Source organism: Ruegeria sp. CK2 (assembly GCF_056536585.1).
The window spans coordinates 1-16,256 of sequence record NZ_JBQFPW010000020.1; the positions used below are offsets into that span (position 1 = coordinate 1).

The following is a 16,256-nucleotide window of genomic DNA, read 5'->3' on the forward strand; positions in this document are numbered from 1 at the left end:
ACAATCTCTTCGGGCTTCGGTCTCGTGTTTGCCATTCCTGGTCCTCCGTTTCCTAAACATAACGATGGACCAGTTCAGTTGGGGAGGCTCAACCCCACGGCACAGTCCCTCATGCCTCTGGCGGCGGGATTCTCTTATGGCTTGGGAATGATGCTGACGCGGCATTGGTGTGCGGATGAAAACCCGATCACACTCGCAATAGGTATCTTCCTGTCCATTGGAATTGCTGGCGTGGTCATGCTGGGTGTCGTGACCCTGTGGCCGGGTGAGGAATTTGTCTCCGCGCCTTGGGTTGAACCAAGCGGGCGGCTTCCGGTGCCGTCGTAGCGGTGACATTGATTGCTCAAGCTTACCGGATCGGCTCCCCAGCAGTAGTAGCGGTGTTCGAGTATTCGTTCCTAATATTCGCCTGTTTCTGGGCATTCCTTCTGTGGGGTACAGCGACCAATCCGCTGGCTTGGGCAGGTATCGTCATCATCGTGATCTCTGGACTGCTTATGGCTTTTACACAACGACAGATGGAACGGACGAAACGTGTTTTCCGGCGTCATTAGCCGACATAACGCTGTTATTGGCCAAAGGTCAGGCCTCGTGAAGTTCTTTCGGCGGCGAAATCCACCGCAGAAAAAGAAGGTCATGACTTTGTATGGTCTTTTTGGATTGCCGATGCGCAGATGGCGTCTAGAGCCTTACTTCTCGAGTCCGAAGTGTCTGACGTCAGGACTAACGGGACAGTGGAAACAGGTCCACTTGTCAACGCCATCGCGCACGATAGTCATCTCCCCCACTACGATCTGATCCGCTGCAACGTTATTCGGGTTTATCCAGGCTACTAGGTCGCTTCGCAGAATGTCGATCATCATGCAATTCACCCGATACGATCCGGGAATGGATCGTATCGCTTAAGCGCCAGTATTCCTTGCTGCCGCAGACCGGACAGTCCGGCGGAGCCTGCGCCGCCCGCAATTCCCGGATTTACCAACGAGATTCGAAATTAAGCTTCCGCAACGTCAATCAAAAAAGTGTAATTCACTTACAAAATTGCCTCAATTCAAACATTCTTACTAGTTAACCGGCGACCGCGACGCGCTTTGAAGGTGTTAGCGATTTTTTTGAGGGGGTCATGAGTTGGCGCGTCGCATCCCCATTACGTCTCTGCAGCTTTGAATTGCGAAACTTCTGCAGCCTCGAAGGGTTTAGCGCGAACCCTTCCAGTCTTGCGCGACCACTCAAGGGGGGGCTGATCACAGCCAGCTCTCGGTTCCGCCCCGCAGCGATAGTGAGGTTTGACTGGCCGTAGAGTGGCATCAACAAGCGATGGCCAAAGGCGGGTTTGGGTCGCCCTCGCAAATCCGCCAACCCGGATTATCGGCAGGTACTGCGACGCGTCTGGCAGCTGCTCTGGGCCTATTGCTGACCCCCTGTTCAAGCGCAGCGTTCTTCACTGAGAGGGCATATGCGTCTTCTATCTCAGCCATTGTGTTAATAACGGCACAGGGAACTGGCAATATCTTGCTGGGGAATTGATAGACCTCTTCTCCTTCTCAATCAAATCACTGTAAAAGTTCATTAGTCCTCGAACCGGCAATGAAGTGTCTTGAAAAACAGCGCCCACAAAACAAATACGACTTGGCCACGCGTGTCCGGCGCCGCCCGAACCGCGATTGCGATGGGGCTTCTTAGTCTTATCTCTGCCTGCGCCGAGAACCCAATCGATGGGTATCTGGATCCGGAACGTCAGTTAATGGCAATGCGCGAAGTCTCGCAAAAGCAGGCCCGGGGGCAAAGGGTCTGGTGTGTGCCCTACGCACGAAACCTCAGCGGCATCCAAATTCGTGGCAACGCTAAGGATTGGTGGAGAAAGGCGCGCAGTAATTTTGAACGGGGCAATGAACCAGTTGTCGGTGCGGTGATGTCGTTTCGAGCAACCAGCGGGATGCCTCTGGGCCATGTGGCAGTGGTGTCCGATATTGTCACGGATCGGGAAGTCGTCGTGAATCACGCCAACTGGCACCGCAACAAGGTATCGTTGAAAATGGGCGTCAGGGACGTATCCAAACACAATGATTGGACTTTGGTCCGGGTCGAAACCCTGCCGGGCCAGTATGGCAACTTCTACCCAGTGAACGGGTTCATCTATCCGAAAGCTGACGGGTAATCCAATTCCTATTGGCATCTGCCGAGAGGAATCGGAATGCGCCACAGTCGTTTCCCGCTTCGGTCGTGAAGCGCGGACACTAACCGTTCGCGCAGGGAAGCCGAACGTCGGTACACGAGCGCGATGGTCAGGATCTGACTGATTTTCCAAACTTGGCAAATTGGTTTGAAAGGGTCGGCAAGCGCCTGGCTGCGGTCAGGAGTGTCGCCTTTTCTGCGGATATAGTCCCGGAATTCATCGAAGAAAGCTGGGGCATGGGGTTCGCCGCAATGTAGTACCGCAAGCGCTAGAGTACTGCTGGAAAGGTCCTTTCTTCCACTGCAGGTATGAGTTCCTCTCGTTTGTCCCGGGGCGTACTCTGTTCAATCCTCATGCTCAGAAATTGGCTGCAAACCAGACTGGCGAACGGCGGCGATCCTGATGCCAGTTTAGAAGACGAATGGAAAAGCAAGGAGGAAAACCTGCGATGAATGAGCAATTATCATTTCGGCCTGTCTCGGCATCAGAGTTCCCGAGATTTACCGGGCACCCGACATTCATGTGTTTGCTGGCAATCGGAGTGGATGAAGAACGCATCCATCAGGTCGACATCGGTATTGTTGGGGTGCCCCGGGATGGCGGGATGACGAATCGGCTAGGCGGCCGGCACGGTCCGCGCCAGCTGTGTGATCTTGGAATCAAACCGATGACCGGCGGCGGCGAAAATCTGATTTCGCTCCCCATCTTACGGGCGCTCTCTGAGAAAAGCCCGTTGAGCGTGATCCACTTGGACGCTCATACAGACCTGTTTGATGAGTATTTTGGTGGCTGCAAGATAACCCATGGCACCCCGTTCCGTAGGGCGATTGAAGAGGGGCTGCTGAATCCCACGCGGGTCATTCAGATTGGCATTCGAGGCACAACATGCGACGGGGCAGACGTCGAATGGGGGCTGGGGCAGGGTGTCCGTATCATCACGATGGAAGAGGTTCTGGACAGGTGGATTGACGACGTGATGTCGGAGGCGCGCCGCAACGTTGACTATACCAGCACATATGTCAGCTTTGATATCGATTGCATCGATCCGTCATTTGCCCCGGGACAGGCACGTCGGAAATTGGTGGCTTCTCGACGCGCGAGGCTCAGCAGCTTGTGCGCGGTCTGGCAGGGGTGAAATCGCAGGTGCGGATTTCGTGAAGGTATCCCCTCCTATCGATCCGAGCGGCGGAACTGCCTGGGTTGGTGTGTCCACGATAATCTGCTCCAAAAACCGATGAAGACTTTAGGTTTATGCTGGGTAACTAGTATATATATCAATTGTTTACACCTCTCACCTTCTCCCAAGAAGGCTCTCATATCAAGGATAGAACTTTTCATATGAGTTTTCATAGACCTATTGAGCGCTTCAAGAGTAGCTTTCAAAAGCGTATTCGATGCGGCAGGTATTCGGGAAGTGAGCAAGAGCCCGAAGCCGCATTCCCCAGCGCCGCGACCTCAGGTTTTAGGCTATTTGCCGGGCTCGCTGGATAGCTGCCTCAAAGCAAAGGCTGATCCCAACCTTTCCGGAGTTTTACGACACAACCTCAGCGCTAGCGCGCGTTCGTTTCTGTTCTTTGGTCGGCAAACAGTCCTTTAAGCAACTTGCTGAGTTCTCGAACTTCGTCATCGAAGGCCGAGGACTCACCGCGCCATGCGGCCAATACTGCCTCGACGCTGTTAATGTATGTGCTGTTGCTATCACCTGAGAATGCTGCAACCGCCTGGCAGAGCCGCAATGCCCCGTTGTCCATAGGGTGTCCAGCAGCCGCGAATAGCAAATGTCGGAACACTTCCTCTCGATAGTCGTCATCTCTAATCTGCGCAGCACTGTCGCAGAGAGCAATAAACGCGTCATCTGCCATTTCCGCGCACCAGCATGCGGAAATCACAACCTCTTTCATCGCGACATTCGCTACATATTCCAGTTCGCTAGCAACGCTAACGGATGCGACCGGTTCACGCCGTGCCGTACGTCGCACCAAATACCGGATTGCATCTTCCGCCAGTGTAATACGGCGCGGGCCGGGAATTCCGCCCGCACGCTTCCATTGAATAATTGCATCAACAATGCCTTTCCAATCGTCTAATGGGCAAGTTTCTACAATGGCATCTAACATTTTGGCTGCGAGTTCGACGTGGAAGGCGTGAACTGACCGGAGCGCCCCCAACGGGTCTGCATTCGAGATGTAGCTCACCGCTGTTGGCGCGGCCATCATCGTGGCAAATTTGCTCGGATCCCAATCCCGCAACTCCTCCAACGCCTGATTTGGTGCGCGGCGCACATCAATCAGCAATTGAATAATGCTGTGATCAAATTCATCGAGACCGGACACCAGATTGACGTAAGTTTTTGCATCGTCCTCATTCAGATGGATCGCAAAGCTCGCAATGACACGTAGCTTGGTGCCAAGATTGTGAAATCTGTCGATCCGGTTGCTCATGTTGGTCATGAATTCTGCGGCTGTTTCCGGGAACGGCAAAACTTCACTTGCATCCAAGACCCTGCGCGCCAGAGTTTCGAGCCCCAGCATATGCAAGGTTTCGTGCCTTAGAACATAGTCGTCAACGGGATTGACCGTTCCCACTGTTTCCGCAGCTAGGCCAACCACATCCCTTCTAAAAATGTGGATACCATTCATATTTGTGCCGATATTGTCGGGCAGGCTGCGCATTTCTGCGACAACATCGTTGACAAACCCTTCGTCCACGATGCGTGCGTCATGCGGCGAGGACTTTAACAATTGCACCGGCATGGGCCAATTCGTTTCAGCTGGGGCTGGTGGAGCATCAAGAGATCGCAAAAACGCAAGATAGATGGCGTTTTCGTGCAGCATGCTCACTTTTGACTGAATTCTTGTAGCAGCTTCGACATCACCTGCTTGCGCCATTCCGATCGCAACCTTGCGGGCAATCGCACCGCGTGTGCGGGAATACCGAGGATCAACCGAGTCTAATACCCCGATGGCCGAGCGCGGATCGCGAGCCACGCGGACCTGCGCAGCGCCGACCTTAGCGGCGTGGGTATTTATTTCCTTGAATTTGCCAGTGGCCGAAAACTTAAGGTAATCGCCAAGTGATCGCGAAGCGAAACCTTCAGCCAGTCCAGAGCAAACATTTGATAACAAACTGTGCGAAGACCAATACTCCTTTGAAAATCATAAAACTCTGAAGCCATAATGGGCGCCAGATTCCCCGCCGCCCGGCCAAGGCTTTCGGCGGCCTGGTACTTGAATTCGATGGCGTCGGCATCTTTGAGGTTGTTAAATACCCACCGGAAAATGCGTTGGAAGTTCTCATTGGAACAAGACGAGCTCCGAAGCCTGAGCGTATCGAACGCATCCGTGAGCGCCACAAGCGACCGAACCAGCATGTGGGACATTTCCGTGTTCGATCCTGGGACCATACGGGCTGCAAGCTTCGAACGTACTGTTTCATCTTCTATGGCCGCATGCATCAACGTCGCCGCCGTGAAACGCAACCAGCTATTTGTGCCAAGTTCGATGGAGTTGAGAGCTTCGACGCCCGCGCGCGGGGTCTGCAATCGCGACTTCCAGTGCGAGCGCCACAGCAAAAATTGAGGGGTCAGTCGCAAGTTTTTCGCGGAATAGGTCGGGCACAGTCTTTGCGTTCGGGGGATTTTGCTGCACATACCAGGCAGCTGCCTGGTAAGCTAGGTCCTTGGGTTGGAGGTACATGCGCGTGCCGCCGCAATCCTGGGTGAAACCACTTACGTCAGCAAGATCAGCTAATGCGCTCTGAAGATCGTATGCCGCCCGTCCGAAAGCCTTTTCGGCCTCGTATTTTTCTCCGACATTCGCGGCAGCATTGGACACATGTCGTGTCTCGGGGTGATTTGAGAAGGCGCGGACAGAGTCGTCGCTGAGGTAGTATGGCTGTTCTTTATCGCCACGGAATTTGCCAAGAATCTCTGCAGCGCCATGTGCATCGCGTGTTGCTAGGCTATTTATGATCGAATGCGGCGAATCTCGGCGGATCGTCTCAGGCAAATCGGCGAGTATCCTGTCGATATCCTGCGCCTGTGCGATCAACCCCAGATCCGAAAAAACGCATCCGGCCGCGACGACTCCATGCTTCCTGACCCATCCAGCCCCAGGTCCAACATTTGCACCAGTAGCAGCCGGACTGCCTCCTGGTGCTCACCGCTTGCGGCAAGCACTGTAAGAGCATCAGAGTGAATCTGGTCGATATAGGATTGTAGGATGAGCGCTCGGATTGATGCCCATTCGATCGTCGCTTTGACATCTGCTCGGTCGCGCGACATCGCGATACATGTGCTGAGATCCTGAAGAAGGCGCAAATCATGCGGGTCTTGCGCCACCCGCGCCATCAGAAAGTCATGCGATACGATCTTTTCCAGAAATGGCTCACACTTGTCTCCAAAGGCCTCAAGCGTGTGCGGAATGGCGTGCAACACAAGGTATGGGCTCACGTCCAACCAGCTGCCACTTTCGAGCGCCTCTTCAAGCCTCTCGTATATGCGTAGGTGTTGGTCCGTCGCAGGTAGGAAAGATCGGCCCGACAAACCTTCGTTTTGAAGGAATTCCGGAAAGCTAGCATGGAAAAAACGAAGTTGCTTTTCGCGCTTGCTTGACCCGCTATCGACATTCAGAAACTGGCGATAGATTTCCACGACCATCTGCACGTGATACCGTTCCAGCCCACTGATGGTTGCCAACTCGTCAATGGTCAGCGGGCGGTGTGCGACACTCCAAAGGCCGAGCACCGGAACTGCGAAATTGCCCCAATCAGAGGGATCAACCCGGATCGATCGGTTCAGCGAATCCAGATAGAAACTGCCAAGGCCCGACGGCATTTCTTCGGAGGACCATGCGGCGCTGTCGGCGCCTCGCTCCTGCACCCACTCACTGGCAAAGCGCGCTACTAGGAAGTTTCCCTTCTATACGTACCGGACCGGCCGGATCATGGCTTTCGTGGTGTCCTTCGCCCCGGATTTCTTCGATAGCTTCAGTTCTTGGTTTATTAAATCTCGTATCGCTGTCTCGGCATTGGAGATATCCGCGATCTTCGCACCCTGTCTCTGCGAGAGCTGCACGAGGTCGCCGGTGTCGCGTGACGTGATGATGTTTTTCAAGTTCGATGGCACTGTTCCCAGGGCAAATAGCAGGTCCGAAATGGAGGTGCCTCCGTGGACACCCAGGCCTTCGTCTAGCGCATCGACGAGGATAAAAAGAGGCTTCGTGATGTCCTGCTGCAATTCCCGCAGAGGGATCAAAACAAGCTGGCAAAAATCTTGGCAGCGGTCATTCCGCCCACCTGAAGTTTTTCGATCGTCACCCTAATCAGCGTGTCCGCATCCGCGTTAGTAAGCGTTTGGTTAACGATAATGCTTGGACCACAGTTCGAACGCCCGCTTTGCGGACTAAAGCTGTCGTTGGTTTTGGAGCAGGAAGTTGGTACTCTACCAAAAGGTGATTTCGCAACTTTGCTAGCTCGCTGAGACGTAAACTGTGTTCAAAGAACTGTATACCCACATATCGTTGGTTAGAGTTAGGCAGGCATTGAGTTCTGGCCAATTCCTGAAAGGCCGCAATCTAGCGACCGCTCTAGTTTCGAAAGCCGGCGATGATGTAAGGGGGCTAATCTTGCTCGCGGACGCTTGCCTGTTTTGCGGAGAGCCCTTGGCGGCCAAGCGTTGGTACAATTACGCCATTGAAAAAAAGTCGGAAAACCCAAGGTGGTCAGCCAACGACAGAAAGTTCGTAGGGGCGTACATTTCAAATCGGCTATTAGAATGCAGCTTTCTTGTGAACAACGAAAGCAAGGTTCCCAGGGCCTGTGTCGTCGAGCAAATCAACGAAATGCCCGCTAGCCAAGGCCTAAAAGCGCTTTTGTTTGTTAATAGTGAACAGACAAACGTTCCCAGACGATACGATAGCCGAAATGGGCGAAAGAGAGAACGCAGTCTGCGTTAGTGCTCGTATGTAAGTTTGGGCTCAAAGCGGTCATCTGATGGTTTCGGTAGACCATCGAGTCGATTCAGGCGGCATCAAGGTCAGCAACGCGGACTTTGCTGCCGTTCAGATTTGTTGCTATATGCGCTACGACCGCAATCAAGGAACGGAGTGGCTCGATGCGACACGCCGATCATTGGAAACAGAAACTGGATCAGGATGCTGCGCTTCCAAAGGAGTTCCGGCTGTCTCGGTCGCGAATTATGTACATTGAGGCCAAGTCCGATGGGCTTGAGGGAGATGCAGTCGTCGGGCGCGTTTACCTCTCAAAATCGGGCAAAACCCTTTATTACAAAGGGCTCCGCTTTCAGAGCCTTAAAGGTGCAGGTTTCAAAGCGAATTATTTCGAAACTGAAACCGGCGATTTCTATTGGATTTCCGGACCACGCAAAGATCAAAACGACAGGCTCTATGGAGGCAATCAAGGGGTCGTGATTGATGATGATGTGCGCGATGAGTATGAAGCACTGATCCGTTAGGATGGCGATGTCGGTTTGGGCTCATCGCAGACACTCGAATGTTCACAATAAGGAGCTATTGATTGAATACGTTCGAAGGTGGATGCCGCTGTGGCAAACTGCGGGCCAAAGCAACGGGGCAACCGTATCGCGTAGGGCTTTGTCACTGCCTTGATTGTCGCAAACATCATGGCGCGGTGTTTTATGCGGCTGCGGTGTTTCCCGAGGGTGCTGTGGAAATCACCGGAACCTCGCACAGTTATGCCGGGCGGTATTTTTGTCCCACATGCGGATCGTCTGTGTTTGCCCGAACCGGGGCCGAAGTCGAAATACACCTTGGATGTCTTGACGCGCCCAACCAACTGAGGCCGACTTACGAAATTTGGACTGTCAGACGAGAGTCGTGGTTGCCCGCGTTCGCCTTTATGAAGCAGTATGAACGAGACCGCGATGCAACCGGGCGCAGCGAAGAACAGGAACAGTAACGCTTATCCGCACGGCGAGATTTCGCCATGGAACTCTTCGTCTCCTAGTTGAGATTGTCCAACAGACGGTTCCCGTACATCGTTGAACCCAAAGATTGAATCGGAGGATTAGGATGCATATTGGTCGACTTTCAGGACTACTACTTTCTGCCATTGCCTTTGCGGCACCCGTTTTGGGCCAGGAAACTGCGGATGCGGTCTCACCTGAAGGTGCATCAGAGGGGCAGGTTCATGCGGTGACGGAAGAAGTCATTGCAGCGCTCGAGGCAAAGGCAGCAGGTGTTCCTGTCGTATCCGATGACTGGATGGTGGCGGCGGCCAACCCATTGGCGGTCGAAGCCGGGGCTAAGGTTTTGCGGGCAGGGGGGTCGGCTGCGGATGCGATGGTCGCTGTCCAGGTTGTGCTTGGATTGGTCGAACCGCAGTCTTCTGGCTTGGGCGGTGGCGCATTCCTTGTCTGGTACGACGCGACCAGCGGGCAACTGACCACGTTGGATGGACGCGAAACCGCGCCTTTGGCTGCGACCCCGACCCTGTTTCAGGACGATGATGGCGAACCGCTGGCTTTCTTCGATGCTGTTGTTGGCGGTTTGTCCGTCGGCACACCTGGCACACCTGCGCTGTTGGAAGAGGCGCATCGCCGGTGGGGTCGGTCCCCGTGGCCAAGTCTGTTCTCCGATGGCATCCGACTGGCTGACGAAGGTTTTCTGGTTTCACCTCGGCTAGCCAGCCTGGTTGAAAACGACGCAGAGAGGCTGTCGCGCTTCCCTGCAACAGCCGCGTATTTCCTGCCCGGCGGTGAACCGCTACAGCAGGGCCAGCGGCTGGTGAACCCGGATTACGCGGAAACCTTGCGCACACTGGCTGCCGATGGATCCGCCGGGTTCTATGGGGGAGAGATTGCGTCTGGAATTGTTACTACGGTTCGAACCGCACCCGGCAATCCCGGTGTTCTGTCGGGGACGGATCTGGCGCTGTACCAGATCATCGAACGCGACGCCGTCTGCGCCGCTTATCGCATCTACGACGTCTGTGGCATGGGTCCGCCGTCGTCCGGTGCGCTGACCGTCGGGCAGATACTCGGCATGCTGAACAGCTATGATCTGGCCGTGATGGGGCCTGAAAATGCCGAAACTTGGCGGCTGATCGGTGAAGCATCTCGCCTCGCCTTTGCGGACCGGGGGCGTTACATGGCCGACAGCGACTTTGTGCCCATGCCAACCGCGGGTCTGGTTGATCCGGACTACCTGTCCGGGCGGGCAGAATTGATGAATGCTGAAGGCGCGCTGGCCGAAGTGACCCCCGGCAATCCTGAATTCGATCATGCGCTGAACTGGGCAGACGATGCTTCGCTTGAGCTGCCATCGACCTCGCATATCTCGATCGTGGATGCCTATGGCAACGTGTTGTCGATGACGACGACCATAGAAAACGGGTTCGGTTCGCGCCTGATGACCAACGGGTTCTTGCTAAACAACGAGATGACCGATTTCTCGTTTAGAACACATCGCGACGGTGTGCCTATTGCCAATCGGCTTGAGCCGGGCAAACGCCCGCGGTCGTCTATGAGCCCGACTATCGTGATGCGGGACGGTGCGCCGGTTCTGGCCATCGGGTCACCGGGTGGAAGCCGCATCATCGGCTATGTCGCCAAGTCAATCATCGCTTGGGCGGATTGGGATATGGATGTCCAGCAAGCTGTATCGCTGCCGCATCTTGTGAATCGGTTTGGGACCTATGATGTGGAACTTGGCACCGCCGCGGAAGGATATGCGGACGCCCTGATCGAGATCGGTTTCGAGGTGAATCCGCGCGACTTGACCTCTGGTCTGCACGCCATCGAAATCGGGGAAGGGTTGAGCGGTGGTGCAGATCCAAGGCGCGAAGGAATCGCGCTGGGCGAGTAAGACACCCCAACTTGTGGGTATTGCCCCAACGCAGCGGGCCTTTTGGTCATGCATTTAAAGGCCCGCCATCCATGCGGGCAAGGGGGGATCATCATGGTGCAAGCGACTGATTTGCCGCGAAACGAGTCCGGGATCGAAACTGCAATTGGTATTCTGAAGCAACGTTTCGGTGACCGGTTGCAGACCGGTGCCGCAATTCGGGAACAGCATGGCCACACTACCACGTGGATAGAAAACCAAAGACCTGACGCCGTGGTTTTTGCGCACACGACCGAAGAAGTGTCAGATATTGTCAAAACCTGTGCTGCCCATAAGGTGCCGGTTATCGCCTTTGGCACAGGCACATCGCTTGAAGGACATGTAAATGCGCCAGCGGGAGGAATATCGGTTGATCTGACCGAAATGAATCAGGTTCTTGCCGTGCATTCTGAAGATCTGGACTGTGTGGTACAGCCCGGCGTCACGCGTGAGGATCTGAACACACACCTGCGTGATCAGGGCCTGTTCTTTCCCATCGATCCCGGCGCCAATGCATCGTTGGGTGGCATGGCGGCGACCCGGGCGTCCGGCACCAATGCTGTGCGTTACGGAACCATGAAAGACAATGTGCTCAGCCTTGAAGCGGTTATGCCGGACGGGCAGGTTATCCGAACCGGGCGCCGCGCCAGAAAATCCTCGGCCGGATACGATCTGGCCCGGTTGATGATCGGCGCCGAAGGAACGCTGGGCATAATCACCGAGTTGACCTTGCGCCTGCACGGTATCCCTGAGGCGATCAGTTCAGCACGGTGTTCTTTCCCGACCGTTGATGCCGCATGTCAGGCCGTGATGATGACAATCCAGTATGGGATTCCAGTGGCACGTATCGAGTTGTTGGATGAAATGTCGGTCAAGGCTGCCAATGCCTATTCTGGTCTGACATTGCCTGAAACACCTCTGCTGCTGCTTGAATTTCACGGATCCGAGTCTGGTGCCGCGGAACAAGCGGAGACCTTTGGTCAGATTGCACAGGAATTTGGGGGCGCGGATTTTGCGGCCACGTCCTCGACAAAAGAACGAAACAAGCTTTGGCAGGCGCGCCACGACATGTATTGGGCCAGTCTTCAGTTGCGCCCTGGCGCGCATGGGATGTCTACGGATGTCTGCGTGCCGATCTCTCGGCTGGCCGAAGCCGTCGGCGCCGCTCAGGACAAGGCAACGGAACTGGGGCTGGTCGCTCCGATTGTGGGGCATGTGGGTGACGGAAACTTCCACACACTGCCGCTTATCGATATGGAAAATGCAGATGAAATCGCCAAGGCCAATGAGTTTGTGGGATGGCTAAACGATCTGGCCATTTCGATGGAAGGCACATGCACCGGCGAACACGGCATCGGGCAGGGGAAACGCCCCTATCTGATCAAGGAACTTGGGGCAGCCACACAGTACATGGCAGCGATTAAGGCGGCACTGGATCCCGACAACATTATGAACCCCGGAAAAATCCTGTCTGACTGAATGAAAGACGGTTTCCAACTCCTGTCCGTTTTGCGCCTTCAAAACGACCGTTTTCTAAGTTGATTTCGGTCCAAACCACTACGGATGGGAATCTATGAGCGCTAAGTATCTTGCTGGACTGGCGGCCATTTGTGGCCTTGTCATCTCAGGGCTGGATTATCACCAGCAGTACAAGAAGTCGGAAGGCGGGCTTAGCCTAAAAAGCTACCTCAACTCTGTCTCGTCCCGAGTGTTCGGAGATGAGGTGATCGCCGCCGAAACCAGAGCATTCTTGCCAGATGCCCCGGATGGCTGGTCTCGCCGCGCTCTGGCTGAGGGGGACAACGCACCGCTGTGGACGGGAACTTCGGGACCGGAAGCGACACAAGCAGCGCCGCGTGGATGGATCTACGCCAAGGATGACGAGATCATTTGGATCGAAGCCTTTCGAAATGACCTGCTAAAATCCAAAGGTGTTTTGAGTGGAATGGCCGAGGTTTCAGCGGGTGAAATAGCGTATCAGCAGGAGTATGAGGGCTTTGCTGTTTCGGGTGGCGTTGGTTTCGCAGAGATGGAGTTTCCATCCTGGCAAGAGGCGTCAGCCTTCAGGGTGTTTGATGGTTGGATCGGTTTTGACGACGAAATACAAATCAGGGTGCGGGCGGTCGCATCGGACGCCTCGGTGCGGGCCTTGCTGGGTGCGATAAACTATGACGGCTTGAATGAGATATTGAATATGCCGGTCCCAACCGTCGGGACAGATGTGCAAGTTCAACCGGAAAATGAGGTCGCGCTGGCGGCGCAGATGATGGAGCTGCGCAGGGCGATGGTTCAATTGCGGGCCGAGTCCGCGAAGGAACGCAACTTGAACTCGGATGAGGCGGCGCAGCTTATCAACTCGTTTGTCGAAAATATCGCCCCGGGCGCGACATTGGACGCAACTGGTGACGACGTTCCCGACTATGACGCCCTTATACAGACGACTTATCGGAGCGCATTAATTCTGATTATGGAGAATGACAGGTCTCAACAAGCGCCCGCGACAGAAGGCGGCAAGCTGACCTGCAAGACAGTTGGAACAAGAAAGCTTTGCCGCTCCGACGACTGATACACGCTCAAGTAAGGCTGATTTACGACCCGCATTTGATATGTGGGTCGTTTTTTTCATATCACTGGTCGGATGAATGTCGCGATTGCCTTCGCAACTGCGCCATATGGTGTCAGCTGAATTCAAGGGGAGACGCCCGGTTATGAAAACCCAAGTCAAAGCACTGGTTGTTGGCGGCGGCGCCATCGGAACTTCGATTGCCTATCACCTGGCAAAAGCGGGCTGGGATGACGTGATGCTGATCGAAAGGGATGAGTTGACCTCTGGCTCGACATGGCACGCGGCGGGTCTGCTGCCGTTGTTCAACATGTCCTATGCGACGACCCACATCCACAAATACTCGGTCGATTTCTACAAGCAGTTGGAAGAAGAAACCGGCCTGAACGCCGGTTTTGCCGTTGTTGGCAACCTGCGTATGGCGCAGACGCAAGAGCGTATGGACGAATACATGCTGTACGCCTCAACGGCTGAGACGTGCGGCGTGCCCTACGAATGGCTGACACCGGATGAGATCAAGGCGCGCTGGCCGCTGATCAATACCGAAGACCTGAAGGGCGCGATATATCACAACACCGATGGCTACATTAACCCGGCGGATGTGACACAGGCGATGGCCAAGGGCGCGCGCCAGCATGGTGCCGACATTGTGCGTAAGGTGCAGGCCGACGCCTTTCATTGGAACGGCACCCATTGGGAAGTCACTTGCACCAAGATGGTCGAGCAGGGCGGTAATCTTGTGCCCGGCGACGAGCAGGTTGTGATCACGGCTGAGCATGTCGTGACGGCCTCGGGTAACCACGCGCAGCGCACTGCCAAAATGCTGGGCATCAAGATGCCTGCGATCCCCGTCGAGCATCAGTTCATTGTCATGGACAAAGACCCGGCGCTGGTCGAGTACCGCGCCAATGGTGGCGCGGAACACCCGGTGGTTCGTGACGCCGATGCGCAGTCTTACGTACGTGAAGAGCGCGGCGGTTGGATTCTGGGTGTCTATGAAAAGAATGCGCCAGCCTGCTTTGAATATGGTGTGCCTGACAGTTTCCGCGCTGATCTGTTCCCGCTGGATCTAGAGCGGATCGAAGAGCAGTATATGGCCATGATACACCGCGTTCCGTCCTGCGAAGAAAGCGGTCTGAAGGACGATTTCAACGGCCCGATCTGCTACACGCCAGACGGCAACCCGCTGGTTGGCCCCGCTCCCGGACTGCGCAATATGTGGCTGGCCGAGGGTTTCTCATTCGGGATCACCGCAGCAGGTGGCACCGGCTATTATCTGGCGCAGATGATGGTCGATGGAGAAGCGGAGATCGACATGGCCTCGCTGGACCCCAAACGGTATTCCAGCAACTGGATGACCACCGAATTCGCGGCCCGCAAGAACGAAGAGTGCTACGACCATGTCTACATCCTGCACCACCCCGACGAAGAGCGACCGGCAGCGCGGCCTCTGCGGACCGCTCCTGCGTTCGATCGCCAGAAGGCACGCGGCGCGCAATTCGGATGGGTGAACGGTTGGGAACGACCGAACTACTACGGACCGCTTGATGCGCCGGAAAACTTCGACCATGACGCGCGATCTTTCCGTCGCGGTGGCTGGTGGCAATATGCCGTCGAAGAGGCCAAAGCGATCCGTGAAGGTGTCGGTCTGATCGACGCGACCGCGTTCACCAAGCATGTCATCAAAGGCCCCGGTGCGACCCAATTCCTGGATTGGTTCACCTGCAACAAACTACCCAAGGTTGGCCGTATCAACCTGACTTATGCGCTAACTGCACATGGCACCACGCGCACCGAATACACCATCGTTCGCACCGGTGAGAACAGCTACTACATCGTCTCTGCCGGCGCATGGACCGAATACGATGCTGACTTCCTGCGTAAGGCGGCCGAAGACAAGATGGATGAGTTCGGCTATGTCGAAATCCAGGACGTGACCACCCAGTGGGGCGTGTTTGCCATCGCCGGTCCCAAATCGCGTGATGTTCTGAAAGAGGTCATCAAAGACGCCGATCCCGAAACCGCGCTGTCAAATAAACGCTTCCCCTGGCTGTCGGCCCGTCAGATCGAACTGGGCATGTGCCCTGTCAACGCGATCCGTGTGGCCTATACCGGTGAATTGGGTTGGGAATTGCATCACCCGATGGAGATGCAGAACTACCTGTTCGACCTGCTTGAGAAAGCGGGCGAGAAGCACGGCATGAAGCTGGTTGGCGCCCGCGCGCAGAACTGGCTACGCCAGGAGAAGTCCTATCGCGCATTCGGTACCGAATTGGGTCGCGATGCAAACCCGTTGGAGGCCGACCTGCCGCGCTTTGTCGATCTGAACAAAGAATTCCACGGCAAGGACAAGATGGTCGAAACCGGCGTGCGCGTGAAGTGTTGCACTTTGTTGATCGACGGGCCGGACGATGCCGACCCGTGGGGCCGCGAGGTGCTCTACACTCCAGAAGGTGAGCGTGTGGGCCGTTTGACATCGGGTGGCTATTCGGTGGCTTTTGAGAAGTCCATCGGCATGGGTTACGTCACGCCTGATCTGGCCGTCGAAGGCACCAAGTTGAAGGTTAAAATGCAGGACAAGCTGTGGGATGCGGTCGTGACCTGCGACAGCCCCTACGATCCGAAAAACGAGGTCATCCGTAAGGACGGCTAGTTT

At 55.3% G+C, this 16,256-nt stretch carries 11 protein-coding genes and 2 pseudogenes; 9 read left to right on the plus strand and 4 right to left on the minus strand.

What is annotated here, in order from left to right; genetic code table 11:
• The 3 genes and pseudogenes from ACR0BU_RS22100 to ACR0BU_RS22110 all read left to right on the plus strand — a co-directional run.
• A pseudogene (locus tag ACR0BU_RS22100) lies at positions 1-327 on the plus strand (hypothetical protein); the annotation flags it as partial.
• A gap of 1,270 nt (positions 328-1,597) precedes the next feature.
• Entirely contained in the window at positions 1,598-2,158 is a 561-nt protein-coding gene (locus ACR0BU_RS22105; protein WP_480738988.1) for a CHAP domain-containing protein, read from the plus strand.
• 466 nt (positions 2,159-2,624) lie between these two features.
• A pseudogene (locus ACR0BU_RS22110) lies at positions 2,625-3,414 on the plus strand (arginase family protein).
• Positions 3,415-3,726: 312 nt separating this feature from the next.
• Here the strand turns inward: ACR0BU_RS22110 and ACR0BU_RS22115 are convergent.
• From ACR0BU_RS22115 to ACR0BU_RS22130, 4 genes are all read right to left on the minus strand, one after another.
• Entirely contained in the window at positions 3,727-5,163 is a 1,437-nt protein-coding gene (locus ACR0BU_RS22115; protein ID WP_480738990.1) for a hypothetical protein, read from the minus strand.
• Positions 5,164-5,201: 38 nt separating this feature from the next.
• Positions 5,202-5,717 carry a hypothetical protein gene (locus ACR0BU_RS22120; protein ID WP_299083146.1) on the minus strand — a complete coding sequence of 172 codons (516 nt, stop codon included), beginning with the start codon at positions 5,715-5,717 and terminating at the stop codon, positions 5,202-5,204.
• Positions 5,718-6,221: 504 nt separating this feature from the next.
• Positions 6,222-7,055, minus strand: coding sequence for a hypothetical protein (locus ACR0BU_RS22125; protein ID WP_480738991.1), 834 nt, complete (start codon positions 7,053-7,055; stop codon positions 6,222-6,224).
• Between the two features lie 39 nt (positions 7,056-7,094).
• Complete coding sequence (locus ACR0BU_RS22130; RefSeq protein WP_480738993.1) at positions 7,095-7,430, minus strand: hypothetical protein; 336 nt, start codon at positions 7,428-7,430, stop codon at positions 7,095-7,097.
• Between the two features lie 858 nt (positions 7,431-8,288).
• On the opposite strand from ACR0BU_RS22130, the gene ACR0BU_RS22135 reads away from it, so the two are divergent.
• The 6 genes from ACR0BU_RS22135 (at position 8,289) to ACR0BU_RS22160 (ending at position 16,253) form a co-directional block, all read left to right on the plus strand.
• Positions 8,289-8,648, plus strand: coding sequence for a 1-deoxy-D-xylulose-5-phosphate synthase (locus ACR0BU_RS22135; protein ID WP_480738994.1), 360 nt, complete (start codon positions 8,289-8,291; stop codon positions 8,646-8,648).
• 62 nt (positions 8,649-8,710) lie between these two features.
• Positions 8,711-9,112 carry a GFA family protein gene (locus ACR0BU_RS22140; RefSeq protein WP_480738996.1) on the plus strand — a complete coding sequence of 134 codons (402 nt, stop codon included), beginning with the start codon at positions 8,711-8,713 and terminating at the stop codon, positions 9,110-9,112.
• A 113-nt stretch (positions 9,113-9,225) separates the two neighbouring features.
• Entirely contained in the window at positions 9,226-11,019 is a 1,794-nt protein-coding gene (gene ggt, locus ACR0BU_RS22145; protein ID WP_480738998.1) for a gamma-glutamyltransferase, read from the plus strand.
• A 93-nt stretch (positions 11,020-11,112) separates the two neighbouring features.
• Positions 11,113-12,516, plus strand: a complete 1,404-nt coding sequence (locus tag ACR0BU_RS22150) for an FAD-binding oxidoreductase (protein ID WP_480739000.1) — start codon at positions 11,113-11,115, stop codon at positions 12,514-12,516.
• A gap of 94 nt (positions 12,517-12,610) precedes the next feature.
• Positions 12,611-13,603 (plus strand): hypothetical protein, encoded by a 993-nt coding sequence (locus tag ACR0BU_RS22155; RefSeq protein ID WP_480739002.1) that lies wholly within the window; start codon positions 12,611-12,613, stop codon positions 13,601-13,603.
• 142 nt (positions 13,604-13,745) lie between these two features.
• Positions 13,746-16,253: a GcvT family protein gene (locus tag ACR0BU_RS22160; protein ID WP_480739003.1), complete on the plus strand. Its 2,508-nt coding sequence runs from the start codon at positions 13,746-13,748 to the stop codon at positions 16,251-16,253.
• The last annotated feature ends 3 nt before the right edge of the window (positions 16,254-16,256 follow it).

Coding starts and splice junctions, on each gene's coding strand:
- ACR0BU_RS22135 (WP_480738994.1), top strand. CDS start 8,289: ATGCGACACGCCGATCATTGGAAACAGAAACTGGATCAGGATGCTGCG.
- ggt (WP_480738998.1), top strand. CDS start 9,226: ATGCATATTGGTCGACTTTCAGGACTACTACTTTCTGCCATTGCCTTT.
- ACR0BU_RS22150 (WP_480739000.1), top strand. CDS start 11,113: ATGGTGCAAGCGACTGATTTGCCGCGAAACGAGTCCGGGATCGAAACT.
- ACR0BU_RS22155 (WP_480739002.1), top strand. CDS start 12,611: ATGAGCGCTAAGTATCTTGCTGGACTGGCGGCCATTTGTGGCCTTGTC.
- ACR0BU_RS22160 (WP_480739003.1), top strand. CDS start 13,746: ATGAAAACCCAAGTCAAAGCACTGGTTGTTGGCGGCGGCGCCATCGGA.